Source organism: Stenotrophomonas sp. STEN038, assembly GCF_056759895.1.
The window spans coordinates 22,871-47,080 of sequence record NZ_JBRRDW010000037.1; the positions used below are offsets into that span (position 1 = coordinate 22,871).

At 64.3% G+C, this 24,210-nt stretch carries 26 protein-coding genes; 17 read left to right on the plus strand and 9 right to left on the minus strand.

Features of this window, described 5'->3' with window-relative positions; translation table 11 throughout:
• The first annotated feature begins 30 nt into the window (after positions 1–30).
• The 10 genes from hpf (at position 31) to ACVOLS_RS15000 (ending at position 7,346) form a co-directional block, all read left to right on the plus strand.
• A complete protein-coding gene (gene hpf / locus ACVOLS_RS14955; RefSeq protein ID WP_282267862.1) occupies positions 31–345 on the plus strand; it encodes a ribosome hibernation-promoting factor, HPF/YfiA family in 315 nt (104 codons plus the stop codon).
• A 25-nt stretch (positions 346–370) separates the two neighbouring features.
• Positions 371–823 carry a PTS sugar transporter subunit IIA gene (locus ACVOLS_RS14960; RefSeq protein ID WP_481546253.1) on the plus strand — a complete coding sequence of 151 codons (453 nt, stop codon included), beginning with the start codon at positions 371–373 and terminating at the stop codon, positions 821–823.
• Positions 820–1,770, plus strand: a complete 951-nt coding sequence (gene hprK, locus ACVOLS_RS14965; RefSeq protein ID WP_481546254.1) for an HPr(Ser) kinase/phosphatase — start codon at positions 820–822, stop codon at positions 1,768–1,770. The genes ACVOLS_RS14960 and hprK overlap by 4 nt, the downstream gene beginning before the upstream one ends.
• Complete coding sequence (gene rapZ / locus ACVOLS_RS14970) at positions 1,767–2,645, plus strand: RNase adapter RapZ (RefSeq protein ID WP_481546255.1); 879 nt, start codon at positions 1,767–1,769, stop codon at positions 2,643–2,645. The genes hprK and rapZ overlap by 4 nt, the downstream gene beginning before the upstream one ends.
• A 98-nt stretch (positions 2,646–2,743) precedes the next feature.
• Entirely contained in the window at positions 2,744–3,136 is a 393-nt protein-coding gene (locus tag ACVOLS_RS14975; protein ID WP_481546256.1) for a PTS sugar transporter subunit IIA, read from the plus strand.
• The gene (locus ACVOLS_RS14980; RefSeq protein ID WP_481546257.1) at positions 3,129–3,398 is read left to right on the plus strand and encodes an HPr family phosphocarrier protein; all 270 of its coding nucleotides are present in this window, start codon (positions 3,129–3,131) and stop codon (positions 3,396–3,398) included. The genes ACVOLS_RS14975 and ACVOLS_RS14980 overlap by 8 nt, the downstream gene beginning before the upstream one ends.
• Before the next feature lie 49 nt (positions 3,399–3,447).
• Positions 3,448–5,166, plus strand: coding sequence for a phosphoenolpyruvate--protein phosphotransferase (ptsP, locus tag ACVOLS_RS14985; RefSeq protein WP_481546258.1), 1,719 nt, complete (start codon positions 3,448–3,450; stop codon positions 5,164–5,166).
• Between the two features lie 118 nt (positions 5,167–5,284).
• The gene (mgtE, locus tag ACVOLS_RS14990; protein WP_282267877.1) at positions 5,285–6,646 is read left to right on the plus strand and encodes a magnesium transporter; all 1,362 of its coding nucleotides are present in this window, start codon (positions 5,285–5,287) and stop codon (positions 6,644–6,646) included.
• Positions 6,647–6,762: 116 nt separating this feature from the next.
• Positions 6,763–7,026 carry a hypothetical protein gene (locus ACVOLS_RS14995; RefSeq protein ID WP_481546259.1) on the plus strand — a complete coding sequence of 88 codons (264 nt, stop codon included), beginning with the start codon at positions 6,763–6,765 and terminating at the stop codon, positions 7,024–7,026.
• A gap of 77 nt (positions 7,027–7,103) precedes the next feature.
• Complete coding sequence (locus ACVOLS_RS15000; protein ID WP_481546260.1) at positions 7,104–7,346, plus strand: hypothetical protein; 243 nt, start codon at positions 7,104–7,106, stop codon at positions 7,344–7,346.
• 165 nt (positions 7,347–7,511) lie between these two features.
• Here the strand turns inward: ACVOLS_RS15000 and ACVOLS_RS15005 are convergent, their stop codons facing one another.
• From ACVOLS_RS15005 to ACVOLS_RS15020, 4 genes are all read right to left on the minus strand, one after another.
• Entirely contained in the window at positions 7,512–8,927 is a 1,416-nt protein-coding gene (locus ACVOLS_RS15005; RefSeq protein ID WP_481546261.1) for a hypothetical protein, read from the minus strand.
• 88 nt (positions 8,928–9,015) lie between these two features.
• A complete protein-coding gene (locus tag ACVOLS_RS15010; RefSeq protein WP_481546262.1) occupies positions 9,016–9,966 on the minus strand; it encodes an aspartate carbamoyltransferase catalytic subunit in 951 nt (316 codons plus the stop codon).
• Positions 9,967–9,983: 17 nt separating this feature from the next.
• On the minus strand, positions 9,984–10,451 hold the full coding sequence (ruvX, locus tag ACVOLS_RS15015; RefSeq protein WP_296251643.1) for a Holliday junction resolvase RuvX: 468 nt from the start codon (positions 10,449–10,451) through the stop codon (positions 9,984–9,986).
• A complete protein-coding gene (locus tag ACVOLS_RS15020; RefSeq protein ID WP_481546263.1) occupies positions 10,444–11,010 on the minus strand; it encodes a YqgE/AlgH family protein in 567 nt (188 codons plus the stop codon). Before ACVOLS_RS15020 ends, ruvX begins: the two co-directional genes overlap by 8 nt.
• 77 nt (positions 11,011–11,087) lie before the next feature.
• On the opposite strand from ACVOLS_RS15020, the gene ACVOLS_RS15025 reads away from it, so the two are divergent.
• Positions 11,088–11,624, plus strand: coding sequence for a DNA-3-methyladenine glycosylase I (locus ACVOLS_RS15025; protein WP_481546264.1), 537 nt, complete (start codon positions 11,088–11,090; stop codon positions 11,622–11,624).
• Between the two features lie 290 nt (positions 11,625–11,914).
• On the opposite strand, the gene ACVOLS_RS15030 is transcribed toward ACVOLS_RS15025, so the two are convergent.
• Positions 11,915–13,045 (minus strand): PilT/PilU family type 4a pilus ATPase, encoded by a 1,131-nt coding sequence (locus tag ACVOLS_RS15030; protein ID WP_481546265.1) that lies wholly within the window; start codon positions 13,043–13,045, stop codon positions 11,915–11,917.
• Between the two features lie 112 nt (positions 13,046–13,157).
• On the minus strand, positions 13,158–14,195 hold the full coding sequence (locus ACVOLS_RS15035) for a type IV pilus twitching motility protein PilT (RefSeq protein WP_296251652.1): 1,038 nt from the start codon (positions 14,193–14,195) through the stop codon (positions 13,158–13,160).
• 96 nt (positions 14,196–14,291) lie between these two features.
• On the opposite strand from ACVOLS_RS15035, the gene ACVOLS_RS15040 reads away from it, so the two are divergent.
• The 5 genes from ACVOLS_RS15040 to ACVOLS_RS15060 all read left to right on the plus strand — a co-directional run bounded on the left by ACVOLS_RS15040 (position 14,292) and on the right by ACVOLS_RS15060 (position 18,702).
• Positions 14,292–14,954 (plus strand): YggS family pyridoxal phosphate-dependent enzyme, encoded by a 663-nt coding sequence (locus tag ACVOLS_RS15040; RefSeq protein ID WP_481546271.1) that lies wholly within the window; start codon positions 14,292–14,294, stop codon positions 14,952–14,954.
• Positions 14,955–14,973: 19 nt separating this feature from the next.
• Positions 14,974–15,834, plus strand: coding sequence for a pyrroline-5-carboxylate reductase (proC, locus tag ACVOLS_RS15045; protein ID WP_481546266.1), 861 nt, complete (start codon positions 14,974–14,976; stop codon positions 15,832–15,834).
• A gap of 225 nt (positions 15,835–16,059) precedes the next feature.
• Positions 16,060–16,521, plus strand: a complete 462-nt coding sequence (locus ACVOLS_RS15050) for a DUF4426 domain-containing protein (RefSeq protein WP_481546267.1) — start codon at positions 16,060–16,062, stop codon at positions 16,519–16,521.
• 334 nt (positions 16,522–16,855) lie between these two features.
• Positions 16,856–18,211 carry a phosphatase domain-containing putative toxin gene (locus tag ACVOLS_RS15055; RefSeq protein ID WP_481546268.1) on the plus strand — a complete coding sequence of 452 codons (1,356 nt, stop codon included), beginning with the start codon at positions 16,856–16,858 and terminating at the stop codon, positions 18,209–18,211.
• 83 nt (positions 18,212–18,294) lie between these two features.
• A complete protein-coding gene (locus tag ACVOLS_RS15060) occupies positions 18,295–18,702 on the plus strand; it encodes a hypothetical protein (RefSeq protein WP_303749129.1) in 408 nt (135 codons plus the stop codon).
• A gap of 90 nt (positions 18,703–18,792) precedes the next feature.
• On the opposite strand, the gene soxR is transcribed toward ACVOLS_RS15060, so the two are convergent.
• Positions 18,793–19,227, minus strand: coding sequence for a redox-sensitive transcriptional activator SoxR (soxR, locus tag ACVOLS_RS15065; RefSeq protein ID WP_282268518.1), 435 nt, complete (start codon positions 19,225–19,227; stop codon positions 18,793–18,795).
• 74 nt (positions 19,228–19,301) lie between these two features.
• On the opposite strand from soxR, the gene ACVOLS_RS15070 reads away from it, so the two are divergent.
• A complete protein-coding gene (locus tag ACVOLS_RS15070) occupies positions 19,302–20,663 on the plus strand; it encodes an MFS transporter (RefSeq protein WP_481546269.1) in 1,362 nt (453 codons plus the stop codon).
• A gap of 102 nt (positions 20,664–20,765) precedes the next feature.
• On the opposite strand, the gene ACVOLS_RS15075 is transcribed toward ACVOLS_RS15070, so the two are convergent.
• Together ACVOLS_RS15075 and ACVOLS_RS15080 are read right to left on the minus strand one after the other, a co-directional pair.
• Positions 20,766–22,727, minus strand: coding sequence for an esterase/lipase family protein (locus ACVOLS_RS15075; protein ID WP_481546270.1), 1,962 nt, complete (start codon positions 22,725–22,727; stop codon positions 20,766–20,768).
• Positions 22,724–23,737: an Lnb N-terminal periplasmic domain-containing protein gene (locus tag ACVOLS_RS15080; RefSeq protein ID WP_481546272.1), complete on the minus strand. Its 1,014-nt coding sequence runs from the start codon at positions 23,735–23,737 to the stop codon at positions 22,724–22,726. The genes ACVOLS_RS15075 and ACVOLS_RS15080 overlap by 4 nt, the downstream gene beginning before the upstream one ends.
• Positions 23,738–24,210 lie beyond the last annotated feature (473 nt).

The following is a 24,210-nucleotide window of genomic DNA, read 5'->3' on the forward strand; positions in this document are numbered from 1 at the left end:
TAGGCAACCCCGAACCACAGGAGGAATCCGATGCGTATCGAGACGTATGGCCAGCAAGTTGAAGTCACGCCTGCCCTGAAGGAGTACGTGGAAACAAAGCTGGAGCGGCTGGGTCGGCACTTCGACCAGCACTGCGAAGTACGAGTCCAGTTGTCCACCCGCAAGCCTGACTACCTCGTCGTCGCCACGGTGAATTTACCCGGGCGCACCCTGCACGCCGATGCTGCCGAACCCACCATGTACGCCGCAATCGACGTTTTGGCCGACAAGCTCGACCGACTGGTCATAAAGCACAAGGAAAAGCATCTTCCCCACGCATCGCATGCTCTGCGCGACAATGGCTGATCTTTATACCCAGCCGTAAGCCAACATGCCGTTGACCGACCTGATGGCGGCCGTGAGTACCCAGGTACTCGCGGTCGCTGATCGAGACAGCACCCTGATTGCCGCCTCCCGCCTGCTTGCCTGCCGTGAGGCCGGCGCGGACAGCCTGTTTTTGAGCCTGCGCGAACGCGAGAACGTCGGCAGCACCGCCATTGGCCACGGCATCGCCATTCCACATGGACGTTCGGAAACCCTGCAGGAGCCACGCGGCGCCCTGCTACGGTTGCAACAACCCGTTGATTTCGGCGGCGACGAACCGGTCGACCTGGTCTTCGCGATGGCCGTTCCGGCGCATTACACCCACCAACACCTGATGCTGCTGTCCGAGCTGGCGGAGATATTTTCCGACCCGGACATCCGTCAGGCACTGCGCATTGCCCCCGATGCGCAGACCCTCAAAGACATCATCATCAACCCGCAGCAGGCGCGTAGCGGATGAATACCAGCATCACCGCCCAGGAACTCTTCGACCACCAGCGCGAGAAGCTCGACCTGCGCTGGGTAGCCGGCCATGCCGGTGCGCAGCGTGAGCTGGAAGCCGGCAATACCGTGTCGCGACGGCCCTCACTGGCCGGTTACCTCAACACCATCTACCCGAACAAAGTGCAGATCCTTGGCACCGAGGAACTGACCTGGCTGGATTCGCTGGATGCCCGCCAGCGCTGGGAAGTGATCGAGCGCATCATCCAGGCCCGGCCACTGGCGCTGGTGATCACCAAAAGCCACGGCTGCCCGGAAGACCTGCGCTCGGCCGCCGATGAATCGCAGACCCCGTTGTGGGTGTCACCGCGCCGTGGCCACGAGCTGCTCAACCACCTCAGCTACCACCTGGCCCGCACGCTGGCGCCGCGGGTCATCCTGCATGGCGTATTCATGGAGATCTATTCCATCGGCGTACTGATCACCGGTGAGGCAGGCTCGGGCAAGAGCGAGCTGGCGCTGGAACTGCTGTCACGCGGCCACCGTCTGGTCGCCGACGACGCCCCTGAATTCACCCAGATCGCTCCCGACGTGCTCGACGGCACCTGCCCGGAGCTGCTGCAGGACCTGCTGGAGGTACGCGGGCTGGGCGTGCTGAACGTGCGCCAGATGTTCGGTGACACGTCTGTAAAGAAGAACAAGTACCTTCGCCTCATCGTCCACCTGACCAAGCCGATGACCGAACCCAGCAGCTATGGCTATGAGCGCCTGACCGGCGATTCGGGCAAACGCCACGTGCTGGACCTGGACGTGCCGCTGATCACCCTGCCGGTGATGCCCGGGCGCAACCTGGCCGTGCTGACCGAGGCTGCCACCCGCCTGCATATCCTGCGCACCAAGGGCATCGACCCGGCGGCGATGTTCATCGCCCGCCATAGCAATCTGTTGGAGCAACGTAGTTCATGAGTGCGCACCCCGCATCGGTACTGATCATCGTCAGCGGCCTGTCCGGTTCGGGCAAGTCGGTGGCGTTGAAGACCTTTGAAGACCTGGATTACTACTGCTCGGACAATATCCCGGTAAACCTGTTGCCGGAATTCGTGCGCGGCGTGCTCGGCGAACGCGAGGAAGCCCGTCCGCAGCGACTGGTGGTTGGCATCGACGTGCGTGGCCGCAGCGACCTGAGCCAACTATCCACATGGCGCAAAACCGCGCTGAACTACGGCATTGACGTGCGCCTGCTGTTCTTCGAAGCCGACGACGACACCTTGCTTGCCCGCTATGCCGATACCCGTCGCCGCCATCCGCTGAGCCATCTCGGCCTGTCGCTGCCGGAGGCCATCAGCCGCGAACGCGAGCTGACCGCGCCACTGCGCCGCGAAGCCGATGCCATCATCGATACCACCCGGCTCAACGTACACCAGCTGCGCCGCCGGGTGATCACCGAGTTCGCCCTCAGCCACGAGAGCAAACTGTCGTTGCTGTTCGAGTCGTTCGCCTACAAGCGCGGCGTGCCGGCCGAAGCCGACTTCGTCTTCGACGCGCGGGTCCTGCCCAATCCGCACTGGGACCCGGAACTGCGTTCGCTGACCGGACGCGACCGTGAAGTCCGCGAGTATCTGGACGAGCAACCCGATGTGGTGCGCTACGTCACCCAACTGCAGGATCTGCTCGACACCTGGCTGCCCAAGCTGGGCAGCGAGACCCGCAGTTATGTCACCGTCGCCTTCGGCTGCACCGGCGGCAAACACCGCTCGGTCTACCTGGCCGAGCGCCTTGCCCGGCATGCCCGTGAGCAGGGCTGGCAGGACGTGGCCACCTTTCATCGCGAACAGGATTGACGGGGCGCATGCGCGTTCACTGCGCATGCCCTGAATGGCACACAGAAGACAGTTTTAAGCGCTATCGCGGACTCACCCTGACCTGTTAACGTTCAGGGATGACCTGCGGCATTCTTCTAGTTACTCATACCGGTGTCGGCACTTCCCTGCTGGAAGTGACGACTGCCTTGTTGCGGCAATTGCCGCTGAAAACAGAAGCGTTTGAAGTGCCTTTCGACGCCGACCTGGATGCCCTGCTGCCTGCCGCTTCGGCGGCGATGCGACGGGTGGAAGGTGACGGCGGCGTGTTGATACTGACCGATCTGTATGGCGCCAGCCCGAGCAATCTTGCCGGCAAACTGGCGCGCCTGGGCACGCCCACCAAGCGCGTATCGGGATTGAGTCTGGCGATGTTGCTGCGGGTAATGAACTATCCGGAACAGGGATTGGACCAACTGCCCGCCACTGCGGCGGCGGGCGCTCGCAATGGAGTCATCACCGACGATGCTTGAACAAGAACTCATGGTTTCCAACCGGCTGGGGCTGCATGCCCGGGCCACCGCCAAACTGGTGCAGGTTATGTCCGCCTTCCGCTCCAACGCCACGCTCGTGGCCAAGGGCCGCGAGGTCAACGCCAAGAGCATCATGGGCGTGATGTTGCTGGCCGCCGCCCAAGGCACGCCGGTAACGGTGCGCGTGGACGGCGAAGACGAAGCGGCCGCACTGGAGGCAGTTGCTGCGCTGTTCGAGCGTCGTTTCGACGAGGACAGCTGATGCCACAGGCCGCGCGCGCAGCTGCAGCCATCGTGTGGAGCCGGCAGCAATGACCCGTTTATCGGGCCTGCCCGCTTCCCGTGGCAGCGCGCTCGGCCGTGCCCGCGTACGCCTGCCGCACGTGCAGGATATTGGTGAAAAGCGCGTCGCCGCCGCTGCGGTGGAACACGAGCTGGAACGGCTGCACCGTGCCACCGATGCAGCGCGCCAGGAAATGCGCGAGCTGCGGACCCGCCTGCAGGGCGCGCTGCCGGCGGAAGTGGGCGAATTCCTCGACCTGCACGCCATGCTGCTGGACGACCCCGAACTGCTGACCGCGCTGGACGAACTGGTGCGCAGCAAGCGCTACAGCGCCAGCCACGCCCTGCGCATCCAGCGCGACCGCCTGGCCAAGGTATTCGAGGGCATGGAAGATGCCTACCTGAAAAGCCGGATGGACGACCTGGACCATGTGATCGGGCGCATCCAGTCCTTCCTGCACAAGCGCACCACCACCATGAAAGGGCTGGCCGGCGAGATCCTGGTCTGCGAGAACGTCGCTCCATCGGAACTGGCGCAGCTGCAGGCACAGGGCGTGGTCGGCATCGTCAGCAGTGCCGGCAGCGTGCTTTCGCACAGCGCCATCCTCGCCCGCAGCCTGCACATGCCGCTGGTGGTGGCTGCGACCGCGGTGCTGCAGAAAGTCAGCGATGGCGATGTATTGATACTGGACGGCGTCAGCGGCGAGATCGTGGTCGATCCAGCCCCGGACGATCTGCGCCAGTACCGCCTGCGCCAACGCGAACTGGCCCGTGAACAACGCGAGCTCGGCCGTTTGCGGGCAAAGCCTACCCGCACCCTCGATGGCGCGGAAATCACCCTGCTGGCCAATGCCGAGTCGCATGACGACGTGGCCCAGGCGCATGCGCTGGGTGCCCGTGGCCTGGGCCTGTACCGCACCGAATTCCTGTTCATGCAGCGCAACCAGCTGCCTGACGAAGAAGAACAGTTCCGCGTTTACCGCGACACCGTGCTGGGCATGAGCGGCCGTCCGGTCACCATCCGCACCCTGGACCTGGGCGCCGACAAGGCCGACCGCACCGGTCTGGTACTCAGCAGCGAAGAAAACCCTGCCCTGGGCCTGCGTGGCGTACGCCTGTCACTGGCCCGCCCCAAAGTCTCCGACACCCAGCTGCGGGCGATCCTGCGTGCCTCCGGCTACGGCCCGCTGCGCATCCTGGTACCGATGCTGACCACCCGTGAGGAAATCATGGCGGTACGGCGACGCCTGTCACGGCTGGCCGCGATCCTGCGCAATGACGGCCATGAGGTGGCGGAGAACATTCCGGTCGGTGCGATGATCGAAGTGCCGGCCGCCGCAATCGCACTGGAAACCTTCATCGACCAGGTCGACTTCCTGTCGATCGGCACCAACGATCTGGTCCAGTACCTGCTCGCCGCCGACCGCAACAATGACGCCGTGGCCGAGCTGTATTCACCCCTGCATCCGGCGGTACTGCGGTTGCTGTACCAGGTGATCGAAACCGCGCGGCGGCATGACACGCCGGTGGCGGTCTGCGGTGAAATGGCAGGTGACGCGCGCATGACAGCCCTGTTGCTGGCCTTGGGACTGACCGAGTTCAGTCTGCACCCGGCCACTTTGCTGGAAGTGCGGCGCGCCATCCGCGAAGTGAACCTGGCCGAGCTGCGCCTGCAGGCCCCGCAATTGCTGGCTGCACGCGACCGCCGCGGCATTGAACGCTGGATCACCGGCAGCGCGGGAAACTGATTCCGGGCGCAACGGTTGTATGCAAGCCCGCGCGTCGCGCGTGATAATGGCGGGCTAAACACCGCCGTTGGCGCCCAGTCGCCACGGACAGCGGCCATCACCATACCGGGAGCTGCGCATGGCCGAAGCCGTACGCCACGACAAGACCGCACGCCAGCTGCGCCTGCTTTCCGATGCGTTGGACAGCGGCCGTCTGGGCCCGGTGCGTCGCCTGGTCAACACCTTGTCGCCGGCCGAGATCGGCAACCTGCTTGAATCGCTGCCGCCCGGCAAGCGCGAAGTGGTGTGGGGGCTGGTCGACCCCGAGGACGACGGCGAGGTGCTGGTGCATGTCGGTGAAGACGTGCGCGAAAGCCTGCTGGCGGACATGGACGCGGACGAAATCATCGCCGCCGTCGAAGATCTGGACATCGACGACCTTGCCGATCTGGTCGAGGACCTGCCCGATACCGTCATCGACGAAGTACTCAAGTCGATGGACCGCGAGAACCGCGAGCGGCTGGAGCAGGTGCTGTCCTACCCGGAAGACACCGCCGGCCGCTTGATGAATCCGGACGTGGTCACCGTGCGTGCCGACGTCAACGTCGACGTGGTGCTGCGCTACCTGCGCCTGCGCGGCGAACTGCCCGACCACACCGATCATCTGTTCGTGGTCAGCCGTCGCCACCAGTATCTGGGCCGGCTCTCGCTGGCTTCGCTGGTCACCCACGAAGACACCACCCCGATCAACCGCCTGATCGACGACGAACAACCGGCCATCGACGTGGGTGAAAGCGCCGACGAAGTGGCCCGCCAGTTCTCCGATCATGACTGGGTCTCGGCACCGGTAGTGGATGACAACAACATCCTGATCGGCCGCATCACCATCGATGACGTGGTCGACATCATCCGTGGCCAGGCCGATCACCAGGCCTTGGGCGCGGCCGGTCTGGACGAGGACGAAGACCTGTTCAGCCCGGTCTGGCGCGCCATGCGCCGGCGCCTGATGTGGCTGTCGGTGAACCTCTGCACCGCCTTCCTCGCCTCCAGCGTGGTCGGTCATTTCGAAGGCACCATTGACAAGCTGGTCGCGCTGGCAGTGCTGATGCCAATCGTCGCCGGCCTTGGCGGCAACGCCGGTACGCAGGTGCTGGCGCTGATGATCCGCGGTCTCGCGCTGGGTCAGGTCGGCGCCTCCAATGCGCGCACCCTGCTGTGGAAAGAACTGCGCGTCGCCCTGCTCAACGGCGTGGTGCTGGGGACCGTGCTTGGCCTGATCGTACTGGCCTGGTTCCACATGCCCGGGCTGTCGCTGGTTATCGCGATCGCGCTGACCTTCAATCTGTTGTTTGCCGCATCGGCCGGCGTACTGGTGCCGTTGACGTTGAAGCGGCTGGGTTTCGATCCGGCCTTGGCCAGCGGCATCTTCCTGACCGCGGTCACCGACTCGATGGGCTTCTTCACCTTCCTCGGCCTGGCCACGCTGGTGCTGCTGCACTGACTGCAAAACCGTAGCCCGAGTAAGCGCCAGCGCACCCGGGGCTTTCCGCGAAGAACTCCCGGGTGCGCTTCCGCTTACCCGGGCTACATTTACCGCCCTTGTTTCAGGCCCTGCCCATGACCATCACCGTAAACGACTACTACCAGACCGGCTGGCGCGAAGAGCTGCACAACTGCCCCGCCTGCGAATGGAAAGGCAGCTCACGGCAGATGGAAATGGAGCTGCACGACGAGCAGACCGAATACGCCTGCCCCGAATGCGAGTACCCGTTGCTGGTAGTGCAACACCCGGACCTGGCCCAGGTGCAGGCCGCTGCCGCAGCTGGCAATGAAGAAGCACAGCAGCAGTTGGCAATCCTGGAAATGGCGCCGCGCAGCTGAGCGCCTGCACCGCAGCCCCCTACCGATTCGCCGCGGCTCCGGCTACGCTGGCCTCCACATCGCTGCGCGGGGGACGTATGCGTTATCTGCTTTGTATTGCCCTGGCGTTGGCGTGCGCCAACGTACTTGCCGACGAGCCCGTCGATCCGGTCACGCTCAGCACCACACAGATCTACTCGCAGCCCGGTGAGCCAGCGCTGGGCAAGGAATTGCGTGCTTCCGTACAGGAGGCCAATGCCCTGAATCTGAAAGGCGAGCATGCCCAGGCCAAAGCCCTGCTACCAACGCAAGCGCCAGACAGGAAAACCGTAGCAGCGTAGTGCCGAGCCATGCTCGGCAGAGGCCTTACAAGCAAACCCCGCGTAGTGCCGAGCAATGCTCGGCAGAGGCTTTCCCGGTAACACCCCAGCCGAGCATGGCTCGGCTCTACAGTGGGGCATCACGCAATCCCAACCTGCTTGCAGAAGCTGCACCGAACCTGCGGCTCAAGGCGCTACCGGATGATGGCTCCAACGCCCTTTGGCATCCATTTCCAGACAGGTACCCGATCCGCTCGACGGGCAGGCATCCACCGCGTGGATCTGCTCCAACGGCACATCCAGCCGCCATGCCAGACCATGCAGACCAATCGCATAGAAACGCTGGTCATCAGCCACATGCACCCACAACGGGGCCTTCAGCTGCTGCGCGGCCAACTGCTGTACGGATGCTTCCGCCCAGCGCGCGCGACCGATAAGACCCGGGTGATCCAGCCAGCGCGTTCCGGCCACCGATATCCAGCACGACAGCGCCATCAGCACCGCTACCAGCACAGCGACCCGGCGCCCTTGCAGCAATCGCGCCAGCACGATGGCCGGCAGGATCGCGGAGATCGCGGCGTAGTACTCGTAGCTGTTCCAGACCAGCGGGAAGTAAGGCGCATAGGCGACAACGGCAAACGCCACCAGCAACATCCATTGGCGACGATCCAAACGCCGCCAGCCACCCTTGGATGCAGCCAGCACCCAGCCGAGCACAACCGGCAAGGCTGCCAGCAGCGCCCAGGCGGCGCCCTTCAGCATCTCGCCGGTGGCGACCATGCGCAGTGCCTCACGTGGCACGTTGAGCAACCACGCACCGAACGACGCACCGTTCTTGATCAGGTTGCCACCAAAACCGTAGGCGTACTCCGGCGCAGGAGGCAGCGTGGCTTTCTGCCGCAGCAACAACCAGATACCAGCCAGCACGACGCATGACAGCAGAACCAACCATTCGCCACGGCGCAAACGCGCGCCGGCGAACACGCTGCAGATCAGCATCAGCACCGGCATCAGGATCGCCGACTCCTTGCTGAGCAAGGCGACAACCAGCAGACACGGCACCGCTGCCAGCAACAACAGTCGTTTGCGTGCAGTCGCAGTGGAGGCTGCCAACCATGCTGCGAGCAGCAGCGTGGTGAACAGCACCAACAGCGGGCTGTTGGCTGCGGCAACCCAATGCACCGTCAGCAGACTGACGGCGAGCACACCATAGAAACCCGCGCTCAAACCCGCCACCGCCCAGCGCGCCGGCCAGCCGGCAACGCGTGCGATGGTCAGTCCCAATACGCCAACGCCAAGCGCGGCCAGCAACTGCAGCACGAGCATGACCGAGTGTGCGACCAGCACGTTGCCGCCCATCACACTCTCAACCACACGCCACCACGCCGTCTGCGACAGTGGCCGCCAGAACAGTTCCGGCTGCACTGGCCAGAAGGTTTCCGACCACGGCTGGCTGGCCAGATTGGCCAAGCGCGCCGCATGCAGAAACACGTAGTCGTCACCCCAGAACGGGGTCCATAGCGCAGGCAACCAGATCACCACGGCCAGCGCCAGCAACACCAACATCGTCAGCAGGTCCCAGCGCACCGGCCCAGCTTTCACATTCGCATCCATACTTGTTGCTCCACGGTGTTGCCTGCAAGCGCAAGGTCAACAGCACCGGCAGGGTCAATGCCCTGCCGCTGCCAACTCAGCCCAACAGGGTTTCCAGCACGGCCATGCGCACCGCGACGCCATTGGCGACCTGGCGCAGCACCCACGACTGCGGACCATCGGCCACTTCGTCGGTGACTTCCACGCCGCGGTTGATCGGGCCCGGGTGCAGCACCGCTGCGTCCTTGGCCGCGCGCTTCAGGCGCTCGCTGTTGAGGCCGTACTGCGCGTGGTACTGCTCCAGCGATGGCACCAGGCCTTCTTCCATGCGCTCGCGTTGCAGACGCAGCATCATCAGCGCATCAACGCCTTCCAGCATTGCGTCGAAATCATGGCCGACCACGCAGCCATCAAGGATTCCATCCTCCGGCAGCAGCGATTGCGGGCCGCAGACGCGGATCTCGCCGACGCCCAGGGTGCGCATCGCCTGCAGATCGGTACGCGCAACACGCGAGTGCTTTACGTCGCCGACGATCACCACTTTCAGCTTGGAGAAATCGCTGCCCTTGGCCTGGCGCAGGGTCAGCATGTCGAGCAGGCCCTGGGTCGGATGCGCGCTGCGGCCGTCGCCAGCATTGATCAGGGCGGTGCCTTCGCCGGCCACGCCAGCCAGTTCGGCCACCGCACCATCGTCCGGGTGGCGCACGATGAAACCACGCACGCCCATCGCCTCCAGATTCTTCAGCGTGTCGCAGGCGGTCTCGCCCTTGCGCGCGGATGACGTGGACGCATCGAAATTCAATACGTCAGCACCCAGCCGCTGCGCCGCCAGCTGGAACGAGCTGCGGGTGCGGGTGGAGGGCTCGAAGAACAGGGTGCAGACGCCGGTACCGGCGAGCACCGCGCGCTTGTTGTTGATGCGGCCGACCGCGGCATCGCGGATCTGGCCAGCACGGTCGAGCAGCTGCAGCAGGGTTTCCCGCGGCAACCCATCCAGGGTCAGCAGGTGGCGCAGGCGTCCTTGGGCATCAAGTTGCGAAGCGGTCATGGCAGGGTCTTCGACAGTCAGGAAATAGGGGTGGCTTCGTGCGGCGCCGACAACCAGCGCTCGATGATGACGGCGGCGGCAACGGCGTCGAGGTTGGCGGCATCGCGGCGACGCTTGCGGCCTTCGGCGCGCTCCACGGCGAAGCGCTGCGCGGCCTCGACCGAGCTGGAACGCTCATCCACCAGCAATACCGGCACCTTGTAGCGCTGCTGCAGTTGCCTGGCAAAGGCGTGCGCGCGCTTGCGGTTGGGCTGGTCTTCGCCTTCCAGGGTGAGCGGATCGCCGACGATCATGCCTTGCGGCCGCCATTCCTTGTGCAGCTTGTCCAGTGCGTTCCAGTCCGGGCCATTGCCATGCACATCGACGACCGCGATCGCACGCGCGCCGACGCCCAGCGAGCTGCCAATGGCAACGCCGATGCGGCGCGAGCCGACATCGAAGCCCAGTACCGTGCTGCTGGTGGAAAGTGTGTTGGACTCAAGCACGGCCGCTGTATCCGGTGACCAGGAACAGATCAACGCCGATGCGCGCGCCGGCCAACTGCCAGCGTTCGTCCAGCGGTGTGTCGAACAGCACGGCAGCGTCGGCGGGCACGGTCAGCCAGCTGTTCTCCGCCAGCTCCTGCTCCAGCTGGCCTTCACTCCAGCCGGCACAGCCGAGCGTGACCAGGGCATTGCGCGGGCCTTCGCCACGGGCCATGGCTTCGAGGATGTCGCGGGACGTGGTCAGGTAAAGGCCATCGCCCACCTTCAGGCTGGAATCCCACGCGCGGGCATCATCGTGAATGACGAAACCGCGCTCGGTGTGCACCGGCCCGCCATTGAGCACCGGCACGGCGCGCAGGTCGCCATCGTCGGTATCGATCGCCATCTGCGCGAACACATCGCCCAGGGTGAAATCGGAGAGCTGGTTGACCACGACGCCCATGGCGCCGTTTTCGTCGTGCTGGCAGATCAAGGCCACGCTACGCGCGAACTGGGGGTCGACCAGCGATGGCAAAGCCACCAGCAGGTGATTGGAAAGAGGTGGCGACAACGCAGACATGTCTGCATTCTACCGGCTGCGGCTGCCTGACGCTTCGCAGGGGCGATAATCGGGGCTTCCTTAACGCGGAGACGCCCATGACCTACTACTGTGATTTCGCCCCGGGCCACCCCGTGCACGGGCCGTACCACGAGAACGAGTATGGCTTCCCGCAGCGCGACGAACGCGAGCTCTTCGAACGCCTGCTACTGGAAATCAACCAGGCCGGCCTGAGCTGGGAAACCATCCTGCGCAAGCGCGAAGGCTTCCGCAGCGCCTACAGCGGCTTCGACGTGGACGCGGTGGCGGCCTATGGCGAGGCGGATATCGCCCGCCTGCTGGCCGATGCCAGCATCATCCGTAACCGGCTCAAGGTGGCAGCGGCGATCCACAACGCGCAGGTAATCCAGGGCCTGCGTGCATCGCATGGCAGCTTCGCCGAGTGGCTGGATGCGCATCACCCGTTGCCCAAGGCGGACTGGGTGAAGCTGTTCAAGAAGACCTTCCGGTTTACCGGTGGCGAGATCACCGGGGAATTTTTGATGAGCCTGGGGTATCTGCCGGGCGCGCACCGGGAGGATTGCCCGGTGATGGTGAAGATTACGGCGATTGGGCCTGCTTGGATGGGGCGGTAATTTGCCTGGATGGTGATGGTTTGAGCGCGAGCTGTAAGCAAAAGCAAAAGCACCCCTCCCCGGCCCTCCCCTTCGCTACGCGAAAGGGAGGGAGAAGAGCGGCCTCCGCCAAGATTTCGGCTTCGGCTTCGGCTTCGGCTTCGGCTTTCGCTTTCGCTCGGCCTTGGCCCCTCCCTTTCGCGTAGCGAAGGGGAGGGTTCGGGAGGGGTGCTCTTGATCTTCCCCCCTCCCCCCAACAAAAAAGCCGCCCCCAAAAGGAGCGGCTTTTCAAACAACCAAACCAGCCAGACTCAGCGAACCTCGGCAATCTCCACGCCATCCAGACCCTGCGACAAAGTCTTGGCGTCGCCGCCCTGCGACAGCTTGATGCGCAGGCGCACTTCGTTCTGCGAATCGGCGTAACGCAAGGCGTCGTCGTAGCTGATCTCGCCGGCCTGGTACAGCTCGAACAGGCTCTGATCGAAGGTTTTCATGCCCAGTTGCACGGAATCCTTCATCACTTCCTTGAGCTTGTGCACTTCGCCGTCGCGGATGTAGTCCTGCACCAGCGGCGTGCCCAGCAGGATTTCCATCGCCACCCGGCGGCTCTTGCCGTCCGGGGTCGGCACCAGCTGCTGTGCGACCACGCCTTTCAGGTTCAGCGACAAATCCATCAGCAGCTGATTGCGGCGATCTTCCGGGAAGAAGTTGATGATGCGGTCCATCGCCTGGTTGGCGTTGTTGGCGTGCAGCGTGGCCAGCACCAGGTGGCCGGTTTCTGCAAATGCCACCGCGTGGTCCATGCCCTCGCGGGTACGGATTTCGCCGATCATGATCACGTCCGGCGCCTGTCGCAGGGTGTTCTTCAGTGCTGCTTCCCAGCTGTCGGTGTCGATGCCGACTTCGCGCTGGGTGACGATGCAGCCTTCGTGCTTGTGCACGAATTCGATCGGGTCTTCGATGGTGATGATGTGGCCGGTCGAGTTCTGGTTTCGGTAACCGATCATTGCGGCCAGCGAAGTCGACTTGCCGGTACCGGTGGCGCCGACGAACAGGATGATGCCGCGCTTGGTCATGGCCAGCGTCTTGACCACCGGCGGCAGGTTCAGCTCTTCCACGGTGGGAATGCGCGTCTCGATGCGACGCAGCACCATGCCCACCTGGTTGCGCTGGTAGAAGCAGCTCACACGGAAACGGCCCACGCCGGAGACGCCGATGGCGAAGTTGCATTCGTGGGTCTTTTCAAACTCCTCGCGCTGCGACGGCGTCATCACGTTGAGCACCATGTCGCGGCTTTGCTGCGCCGTCAGCGGTGTCTGGGTGATCGGCGACAGCTTGCCGTTGACCTTCATCGACGGCGGCATGCCGGCGGTGATGAAAAGGTCCGACGCCTTCTGGTGCGCCATCAGTTTGAGGAACGAGGTGAAATCAATAGTGCTCATGTCTGGCTCCCGATGGAGAGCCGGGACAGGGCGTGGGATGACTCCACGGCGCCCCGTCGATTCCGGCTTTTGCGAATCCCGAATTCCGAATCTCTAATCCCGAAACCTGGAATTACTCGAACAGACGCTTGTCCTTGGCGTATTCCTTGGCCTGGTTGCGCGTGACCAGACTGCGCTTGACCAGATCCTGCAGGTTCTGATCCAGCGTCTGCATGCCCACCTGCTGGCCGGTCTGGATGGACGAGTACATCTGCGCCACCTTGTCTTCGCGGATCAGGTTACGGATCGCCGGTGTTGCCACCATGATTTCGTGCGAGGCCACGCGGCCGCCGCCGACGCGCTTGAGCAGTGCCTGCGAAATCACCGCACGCAGCGACTCGGACAGCATCGAGCGCACCATCGGCTTTTCGCCAGCCGGGAACACGTCGATGATACGGTCGATGGTCTTGGCCGCCGAGCTGGTATGCAGGGTGCCGAACACCAGGTGACCGGTTTCTGCCGCGGTCAGTGCCAGGCGGATGGTCTCAAGATCACGCAATTCGCCGACCAGGATGATGTCCGGGTCTTCACGCAAGGCCGAGCGCAGGGCCTCGTTGAAGCCGTGCGTGTCACGGTGCACTTCGCGCTGGTTGATCAGGCACTTCTGCGAGGTGTGCACGAATTCGATCGGGTCCTCGACGGTGAGGATGTGACCGTATTCGTTCTTGTTGATGTGGTCGATCATCGCCGCCAGCGTGGTCGACTTGCCCGAACCGGTCGGGCCGGTGACCAGGATCAGCCCCTGCGGCTGCTCGATCAACTCACGGAAGATCGGCGGGCAGGCCAGGTCTTCCAGCGTCAGCACTTCCGAGGGAATGGTACGGAACACCGCACCGGCACCACGGTTCTGGTTGAACGCATTGACACGGAAGCGCGCCAGCGAGGGAATCTCGAACGAGAAGTCGACCTCGAGGAACTCTTCGTAATCACGCCGCTGCTTGTCCGACATGATGTCGTACACCAGCGCGTGCACTTGTTTGTGGTCCAGGGCCGGGATGTTGATGCGGCGGACGTCACCGTCCACACGGATCATCGGCGGCAGGCCGGCGGAAAGATGTAAGTCCGAGGCCTTGTTCTTGACCGAGAACGCCAAAAGTTCAGCGATGTCCATACGCGCTCTGTCCCCTGCGTTGCGAGTATATGTAAGGTGTTTCCCCTAGCGGGCAGTATAAGCCTTCCCACGTAAGAGGTAGATGCTTTGCAAACCGTGTCGTTGGCCACCCTCCGGCAGCAGATCGACGCTGCTTCCAGCCCCTCCCGGGCAGTCCGCCTGCTGGCCGTGTCCAAGCTGCAGCCGGCCGCTGCGGTGGCCGCTCTGGCCGCCCAAGGACAGCGCGCCTTTGGTGAAAACTATGTGCAGGAGGCAGCCGCCAAGATCACCGAACTGGCCGAACTGGGCCTGGAGTGGCACCTGATCGGCCACCTGCAGTCCAACAAGGCCGAGCTGGCCGCCCAGGTCTTCGACTGGGTGCAGACGGTGGACCGGACCAAGCTGGTCAGCGCCCTGGCCAAGCACCGCCCGGCCGCTTTGCCCCCCCTCAACGTGCTGATCCAGGTCAACATCGACGATGAGGACAGCAAGCATGGCTGCGCCCCGGCGCAGGTCGCCGCGCTGGCCGATGCCATTGCCAATGAGCCACGGCTCTGGCTGCGCGGGCTGATGGCGATCCCTGCCCCCTTCCCTGAAGCAGCTAAACGGCAAGCCGCGTTCGCACGCATGCAGGCCTTGTTTACCGACCTGGCCGCGCAACACCCGCAGGTCGATACACTTTCGATGGGCATGAGCAGTGACTTTGCCGAAGCCATCGCCGCCGGCTCGACCATGGTCCGGGTCGGCACCGCCTTGTTCGGCCAACGCCCCTCCCCTTGATTGCACCGAGATTGGATTGATGACCAGCAGCCCGTACGCAGACCTCCCCGACACCCAGCTCCCGGACACTGATATCGCCTTCATCGGCGGCGGCAACATGGCGCGCAGCCTGATCGCCGGTTTGCTGCGACGCGGCATGGCCGCCAACCGCATCCATGTCGCCGAGCCGGTCGCCGCCCTGCGCGAGGCACTGGCGCAGGACTTCGGCGTGCATACCTACAACGCGGCCGAAGCCGCCGCCGCTCATGCCGGGCTGTGGTTGATGGCGGTCAAGCCGCAGGTGATGCGTACCGTCTGCGAGGCCTTGAGTCCCGTCGCCGCCGCACAGCAGCCGGTGGTCGCCTCGATCGCCGCCGGCATCACCGCTGCGCAGCTCGAACGCTGGCTGGGTGGCGACCAGGCCATCGTCCGCGCCATGCCCAACACCCCCGCCCTGCTCGGTGCCGGCGTCACCGGCCTGTTCGCCAACCCACGCGTCTCCGCCGCCCAGCGCGCGCAGACCGAGCAGGTCCTTGCCAGCGCCGGCCGCACCGTCTGGATCGAGAGCGAGGGACTGATGGACGCTGTAACCGCTGTCTCCGGCAGCGGCCCGGCTTATGTATTCCTGCTCGCCGAAGCGATGGAAGCCGCAGCACTGGAACAAGGCCTGCCGGCGGACGCGGCCCGCATGCTGGTACTGGATACCGTCCTCGGTGCCGCACGCATGCTGACCGAAGCCGGCGAAGCCCCGGCCGAACTGCGCCGCCGCGTGACTTCCCCGGGCGGCACAACCCAGGCGGCCATCGAAACCTTCCAGGCCGGCGGCTTTGAAGCACTGACCGCGAAAGCCATTGATGCGGCAGCCAAGCGCGGCAAGGAGCTTTCTGCTGCGAACGATTGAGCAGCAAGAACGCTGCCAGTCGCAAGCAATACCAAGCCCCTCTCCCCTTGTGGGGTGAGAGGGGCAGCTTGCGAACCACCGGTTCGCTGCCCATCGAACGCCCTTGCGCTGGCGCAAGTGCCGGGGCGCGGAGCGGGGGTTGGGGAGCAAGGCGAAGCCTTGTAGCTTTCAAGCAATCTTGAAGCCCTCATCCATCAACAAACACCGCAGCCCAGGAGCTCCACCATGCCCCGGTTCGCCCTAACGCTGTCCTCCACCCTGCTGCTCACCCTTGCCGCCTGCTCCGCGGAACCCTCCCCGCGCGCAGCCATCATCCAACAAGCGCAACCCAGCCACGCTGACCTCGGCAAGCTGCGCGTGCACTACAACCTGCTGCCAACGCTGGCCATGAATGACGCAGTCGCCCGCAGCTACCAGGTGCAACGCGAAGCCGACCGCGCACTGTTGGTGGTTGCACTACGACAACTGGAACAAGGCGAAGAACTTCCAGCCGAAGGCAAGGTACAAGCCATCGCCACAGACCTTTCCGGCAAGCGCCAACAGATTGACTTGCGTGCGGTGCGTACCGGTTCCTATACCGATCTGATCGGTGTGCTCGACGCGAATCCACGCGATCAACTGCGCGTGGATCTGCAGATAAGCGCGGATGCAGGTGCGGGAAACGTTCGCTTCGAGCGAAATTTCTGAATCCCGCCGAAACAATAGGCATCGTCTTGTTTGTTGTTTCAGCGCCGTATTCGCCGTTGCAAATCTCGTTGGAAATGCTGCTGGAAAAGCACGCATTTCCTTTCCCAATCAATTTGATATGACCCCGCAGCTGCGATCACGTCGCAGCCTGCACGGCTGATGCGCCCTGCCCGCGCACATCACAAAGTCAAATTGACATGGAATTAACACAAACCATACTGACCGCCTTTCCAATTCCGCGCAGGCCTCAGAAACGTGGCTTGCGACGGGCAGAGTGACGTCCTTGCCAGTCCATAACTCCCCTACCCCGTTGCTGCAGCTGCAAGGCTGGGGCATGAGCCGTGGCCAACGCACCGTGTTGGCCTGCATTGATCTGAACATCAGCGGTCCCGGCATCGTGGTGTTGATGGGCCCGGGTGGCACCGGCAAGTCTTCATTGCTGCAGGCCTTGTCCGGCCAGAGCAACGCGCATGGCGAGCGCTGGGGCACGCTGCTGTTCCAGGGCGCGCCACTGGAGGCTGCAACGCAGCCGCCGGTACTGGTGCAACAGCATGCACGCGAGCTTGGCTTCAGCGTGCTGGAGAACCTCAGCGCTGCGCTGCGCCCGCAATCGGGTAACAAGCCGCAGTCATTGCGCGAAGAAATCGACGCGCGCCTGCAAGCGCTGGGCGCCACTGCGGTGGCCGCACATCTGCAGCACAGGGTGATCGATCTACCGCGCGGACTCGCCCGCCAGGTCGCCATCCTGCGCGCCGCCTTCAGCGGTAGCGCGCTGCTGTTGATCGACGAGCCGACCAGTGAGCTGGAGCCGGCTGATGCCCAAGCAGTGCTCACGCTGATTGAACGTCTGTCTGCCAACCACTGCTGCCTGGTCAGCCTGCACCATCAAGGTCAGGCCCGACGTCTGGCTTCGCGGGTGATCCTGCTGGCCGGCGGCAAGGTGCAGGTTGATGCGCCGGTGGATGCCTTCTTCGCCAATAGCGGGCAACACCCGGTGCTGGCGCAGTTCCTGCGCACCGGCAGCTGCCATGTGCCGGCGCCGGATGCGCGTGCCGAAGAACTGGCCGATGGCGTTGTCGCACCTGCGCCCGTTGTCATCACTGAGAAAGCCCCAAGCCCGCCTGCCGCGCCTGCAGTGGAAGCGCCTCGTCCAATGCCAATGCCAGTGCCAATGCCGACACCTGCACCGGTCCGTCTGTCCGCCACGCCGTCACGGCGCGGCCCAAACGGCTTCCATTGGCTGGTGCCGGGCAAACTCGCCGGCTGCCCGATGCCCGGCGTGGTATTCGCCATCGATCACGATCTGGCGTTGCTGCGTGGCATGGGCGTGACCGTGCTGGTCAACCTGACCGAACGCGAGATGTCGGCCGAGCGACTGGCCCCCTACGGGCTGCGCAGCTATCACCTGGGCATCGTTGACCGCGGTGCACCACCCTTGCTGTGGGCCAAGCTGCTACTGGCCAAGATCGAGGTGATGCTGCGCGAAGGCGAAGTCGTCGCGGTGCATTGCCTGGCCGGCCTAGGCCGAACTGGCATGGTGTTGGCCGCGTGGCTGATCCGCGAAGGGCTCACCGCCAATGAGGCACTGCGCCGCCTGCGCACGCTGGATCCGGGTTTCGTGCAGTCGCAGGAGCAGGAAGACCTGCTGCATGCGCTGGAAGAAAACCTGCTGATCCGCGCCTGCGACTGATCACCCCCTGAGTGATGCCGGGCCGCACTGCGGCCTGCGGGCATCGCTTTCCCTTTTTCTCCCCCTTCCGCAAGGATTCCCCCATGTCGCTCGACACCACCCTGCAGCAATCCGTCGCCTCCATCCCCGAATGCGTGGCCGCCGGCTACGTCGATATCAGCTCCGGCATGCTGCTGTCGGTACGCACCGTCGACTCACATCCGCGCGAAGTGCTGGATCTGGTCGCCGCCGCTACCGCCGATCTGTACCAAGGTCCGAACATCCGCAGCATCGAGCAGATGTTCCGCCGCGCACGCGGTCTGGAAGACCAGGAAGGCGCGCACTACTTCCAGGAAATCATCGTCAACAGCGAAAACCTGATCCACGTCTTCATGCGCGGCAAGCGCTACCCTGACTACGTGATGGTGTTCGTCTGCCGCCGTACCGCCAACCTCGGCATGGTACTGACCCGCTCGCGTCTGGCGATGCCGGCGATCGAAGCGGAAATCTGATCCATCCGGGCCACGCACTGTGGCCCGGGCAGCAGACACTGCTGGTGTGTCGTCCGATACCCGGCAGCTTGCCGATACCGTCTTGCAACGCTAGCCCACGCGTTGCGGGCCTTCGCCACGCTGCCCCAGCACGTCCTGCGGATTCAGCAGACCGCAGCGTTTGAGCGACAGACAGCCGCAACCGATGCAGTCGCTGAGCTGGTCACGCATGAACTGCAGCGTTGCGATGCGCTCGTCCAGTTCCTTGCGCCAGCGCGCCGACATCTTCGCCCAGTCAGCCTTTGTGGGCGCGCGCCCTTCCGGCAGTTCCGCCAGGCGCTCGGCCACCGCCTGCAGCGGCATGCCCACCCGCTGTGCGGCCTGGATCAGCGCCAGTCGCCGCAGCACATCACTCTGGAATCTTCGCTGGTTACCGGCCGTGCGCTGGCTGTGGATCAGTCCCTTGCGCTCATAGAAGTGCAAGGCCGACACCGCAACACCGCTGCGCCGGGCCACTTCACCTACACTCAGTTCCCGCGTGGACATCACTTGACCTCAACCATGGTTGAGGTGTGATGCTGCACGCCCCCCAGCCGCAACTCAAGCAGCAGCGCCGCATCATGAGTTCCCAAAGCATCGCCTCGGCCCCACCGGCCAGCACCTCCATCCTCGCCCCGCAATACCGTGCCACCACCTTCGGCATGGTCGCGCTGATCTCGCTGATCGCCTTCGAAGCGCTGGCCGTGGCGGCCGCCATGCCCAGCGTGGCCGAGGCTCTGGACGGGCTGCGCCTGTACGCGCTGGCCTTCGGCGGCGCACTGGCCACCAGCGTGATCGGCATGACCCTGGCTGGCCGCATGTGTGACCAGCAAGGCCCGGCACGGCCTTTGTGGCTGGGCCTGGGCAGCTTCCTGATTGGCCTGTTGCTGGCCGGTTTGGCGCCGCGCATGGATGTACTGATCGTCGGCCGCCTGCTGCAAGGCGTCGGCATCGGCGCGATTTCGGTATCACTGTATGTGCTGGTCGCGCGCACCTATCCGGAAGTGCTGCGACCGAAAGTGTTCGCCGCATTCTCCGCCGGCTGGGTGGTGCCTTCACTGATCGGCCCCGGCCTGAGCGGCCTGATCGTGCAGCACCTGAGCTGGCGCTGGGTCTTCCTCATCGTGCCGGTGTTGGCCTTGCCGGCGGCCTGGCTGCTGTTGCCGGCCTTGCGCAGTACCCAAACCAGCATCCGTCGCGATGTCGAGCAGCGGCCAGTGGTGCGCTGGGCGATGGGCACGGCGCTGGCCGCACTGTTGCTGTATATCGGCGGACAGCTGCAAGGCGCACAGGCGCTGGCGGTGATGACGGCGGCAGTGATTGCACTGATCTTCTGTGCGCGTCATCTGCTGCCCAGCGGCACCTTGCTGCTGCGCCGCGGCCTGCCCAGCGTGATTGCCTTGCGTGGCATTGCCGCCTCGGCCTTCTTTGGCGCCGAGGCCTTCCTGCCACTGCTGCTGCAGCGCGAGCGTGACCTGTCGCCGCTGTGGGCCGGCGCAGCGCTCAGCCTGGGTGCGCTGGGCTGGTTCTCCGGCTCGTGGATGCAAGGCCACCAGCACTTCGGCTGGCGGCGTACGCACATGCTGCAGGCCGGCACTTGGCTGATGCTGGCAGGCCTGCTGATTTCCGTGCTCACGCTGTATCCGGGCGTGCCCTTGATGCTGGCGCTTGCCGGCTGGGCGCTGACCGGGCTGGGCATGGGCCTGATCTACCCCAGCCTGTCGGTGCTGACCTTGTCGCTGTCGGCGCCGCACGAGCAAGGTGCCAACAGCTCTGCACTGCAGCTGAGCGAAGGCATCGCCGTCGCCTCGACGCTGGCGATCTCCGGCTCGCTGTTCGCCGCAACCGTTGGCGGCAATGAAACCAGCGGCTACCTGCTGTGCTTCGCGGTGACGCTGCTGTTGGCCGGATTGGCAACCGTGGTTGGTCGCCGCATCGGCTGAGCAGCGTTCGATCACGCAGCTCAACAATCTCCTGCGTCGCAACTCTGCGCGACGATCTCCGGCTTGATCCTTTGCCCGGGCTGCATGCAGCCCGGCGCAGGCTCAGTGCGCGGCGTCCACGCCTTCCACTTCCAGCAGGTCCTTGCGCAGGATGCGGCGCACTTCCAGCACCGCTTCCGGTGTTTCCTGCACGCTGTGGCCGGACTCGATCACCTTCTCCGACAGCGCACCATCCAGATGCGCGCTCCAGTACGGCACCAGCCCATCGTCGGACTGGGCGGTCGGCACATCGGCTTTGCGCTTGGCGATGATGGAGTGGTACTTCAGGCCCGGCTGGATCGGCAGCGCCGAAGACGCCTCGATGAAGGGATCGCTGGCCTTGAGGTTCTCGATGCTGTTGGTGATCACCGGCTCCTTGGGCTTCTTGCCATCGGTTTCGCCCGGGTCCTGCAGCGCCATGAAGGCATCACCGAAGGCACCAAGAATGGTCAGCGGCAAGCGCACCAGTCTGCCGATCAAACGGCCGAGCCGGTTGCCAGCGGCATCCGTGCCCTTGTGCGGCGAAGCCAGGAAGATCGCCCGCTCCACGTTCGGCTGCGGGGTGAAGTGCAGCACCGGCCCGAGCTTGGCTTCCACCCGCGCCAGCCGCTCGCCCTGCAGGTTGTAGCGCTGGCGGGTGTTTTCCCACAGCACATCGCCCGAGTCACTGAGCATCAAGCGCGCAATCACGCCGCCCATGCTGTGGCCGATGAACACCATGTCATGCGATGCCGGCGCGGTGCCCTTCGGGTCGAAGTGATGCAGCGTGCTGTTGAAGGCCTTGCTGATGGTGTAACGGTTCAAGGCGATCGGCGCATTGGTCGGGTAATACACCGACCACACCTGGTAATGCTCGCGCATCTCCTCGTCGCCCATGATCTCGTTGGCAAGATTCACCCAGGCCTCCGGGCTGCTGGCCAGGCCGTGCAGCATGAAGATGATGCGCTTGTTCGGATCGTAGGGCTGCATCAAGTAGATGTGCGGCTCGCGGATGCCTTCGCCGCGGCCGAACAAGGTGCGCAGTGACTCGGTGGCAAACCCGGACTGGGCCAGCCACAGGCCATAGGCGGCGGTGAAGTTGGCTGCCAGCGGCACTTCCTGGCCGCGCATCTGGATGCTGCTGAGGTCGGGCGAATAGGCCTCCAACTGCACCTGCCGGGTTGCCAGTATTTCTTCCAGCGTATTGCCGCTGAAGTTCAGCACGGCGGTCACGTTGACCGCAGGCATCTCGCTGTAGACCGGCAGATCCTGCTTGCGCTCCTCCACTTCAATCGCCTGCGCCAGCGTGGGCGCTTCCATCATCGCCACCAGCTCGGCACCAAAGCCATCGCGACGGTAGGAGCTGCGCAGCCCGGCAAAGCTCACCGAGGATGCGGCCACCAGCTGCCTGGGCACGCCTTCGAGCTTGAGCTGGTCGAACTTCGCACTGATGGTCCACTCGTCCACCCGCACCGGCAGGTTGATGTCCTCGCCTTCCAAGGCCCGCGCGCGGGTGCGCTGGAACACCACCGACGCGGCCTGCTCGGTCGCGTAGTTGTAGTAATCCCGCACCTGGGTGAGCCGGTCTTCCAGGGCGCGTTGCGCCGGACTGCGGCCGCTGAAGAACAGGTACAAATAGGAGTAGCGCGCGGTTTCCAGCCAGGCATTCAAGGCTGCCGGCGGCAACTCGATGGGTTCATTGCCTTTGGCCTTTGGGGTGAGCGCCAGGGCTTCCTGCATCCACAGCTCGGCCAACGTGGACAGGCGCTGCTCGGACTGCAGGCCATCGTTGGTGGTGACCGTCTGCCGGCAGGTGGGCAGGTCCTTGCTGCAATCACTTTCGGTCAAGCCAATGACCGACAACGACTCCTGCGACAAGGCACTGAGCTTGCCAGTGCTGAGAATGTCGCCACGCTTGAGCATCACATAATCGGTGTTGCTCACCGCTTTCATCTTCACCATGGCGCAGCCGCTGGACAGCAGCAGCGCCATTACCGCGACCACCGGCAGCAGCCGGCGTATCCATGTCTGCGGGGTGTGGGTCATGGGTTGGTTCCTGGTGCGGGAATGCCGGGTACGCCAGCGCGTATCCGGGAAGAGAAATCAGCCACATCGCCCGCTTCGCGTGCACGCAGCGTTATACGCCCTGATTGTTGCAGAGTCGCCAGCGGCACGCCCGGGGTCAGCCCACCGACGTCGGCGGCGTACTCGGCCAGATAGCCGGAGGCCAGCAAGCGGTAGTCCAGCGGCAGGTTGGGCTGGATGCGGCGCATCAGCTCGAACACCACCGTGGTGCAGTTGCTGGTCAGCGTGTTGTAGAAGCGCGGCGCCTGTTCCAGCTGCTGCGCGCGGTCGACGTAGAAGCGCAGCAGATCGCGCATCTTGTCCCGGCTCAGCCCGTGCAGGCGGTACAGATAGACATCCTCGCCACGCACATTGCTGCGCGTCAGCACGATGTCGCGCTCATCCGAGGCCACCAGCACCGACTCGAACTTGCGGAAGAAGCCACCCAGCGCCGAGAACGACTCGCCCTGCTCCTTGCGGATCTCCAGCGAGAACACCAGTTGGCGGCCATCGGCGAAACCGAACGACACCAGCGTGTGCGCAATCGCCGGGCCCATCCAATAGGACAGGATCATGTCCACCGATTGTACCTGCGACAGATCGTACTCACGCGCTTCCCAGCGTACGTCGTAGTCGGTTTCGGTACGCCAATGGAAATTGCGCACGTTGTCGATGATCAGGCGGTCACCCTCGATGCGCGCATGCAGCGGCTGCGCCACGTCATCGGCCCAGGCCCGGTCCTGCTGCGGGTCGAGCGTCGCCCACCAGATCAGCATTACCGCGAACAGCGCGCCGAACACCGCCAGCGAATGCCAGCGCCGCACTGGGCCGAAGCCCGCGCGGATCGCCCAGATACTGGGCACGCACCACACCAGGATCGCCACGACCTTGGCCACCACATTGCCGGGGAACTGGTACCACAGCGCAAACCCGCCCCAGATACCGATGCACAGGCACAAGAACGCCAACAGGACCCGACCGACGCCACGCACAACACTGCCCAGACGCCGCTTCCCTACTTTTGCCACTTCACTCTCCTGAAAGACCCAACAGCCCCGGAAGCGCACCGCGCCAGGCCGGAACCACCGCGAAATGAATGGGTCGCCAGCGACCCGCGGCAAAGATAGCCTGCCGGGCGCGGAAAGCGGAGTGAAACGGTTGAAAAGCCGGTTGAAGCGCAAAGCCGTTCATTTAGACGGCCGGCCAAGCAGACAGTCAGGCAACTGCCGCAGCCCGGCATAAACGTAGCCCGGGTAAGCACAGCGCACCCGGGGCCGTCCGCAAGCAACCTGAAACACCAAGAGACCCAACCTCCCGGGTGCGCTGCGCTTAACCGGGCTACACAACGTGCATGACTGGAGTTCCCAGGATTTCCTAGACAGAGCTAGCCTCTGTTGGGGGTAGCATTGGGAGACAGTCATGTCTGCAGGCAAGATCACCAGCAAGACCCGGCAAGCCTACAAAT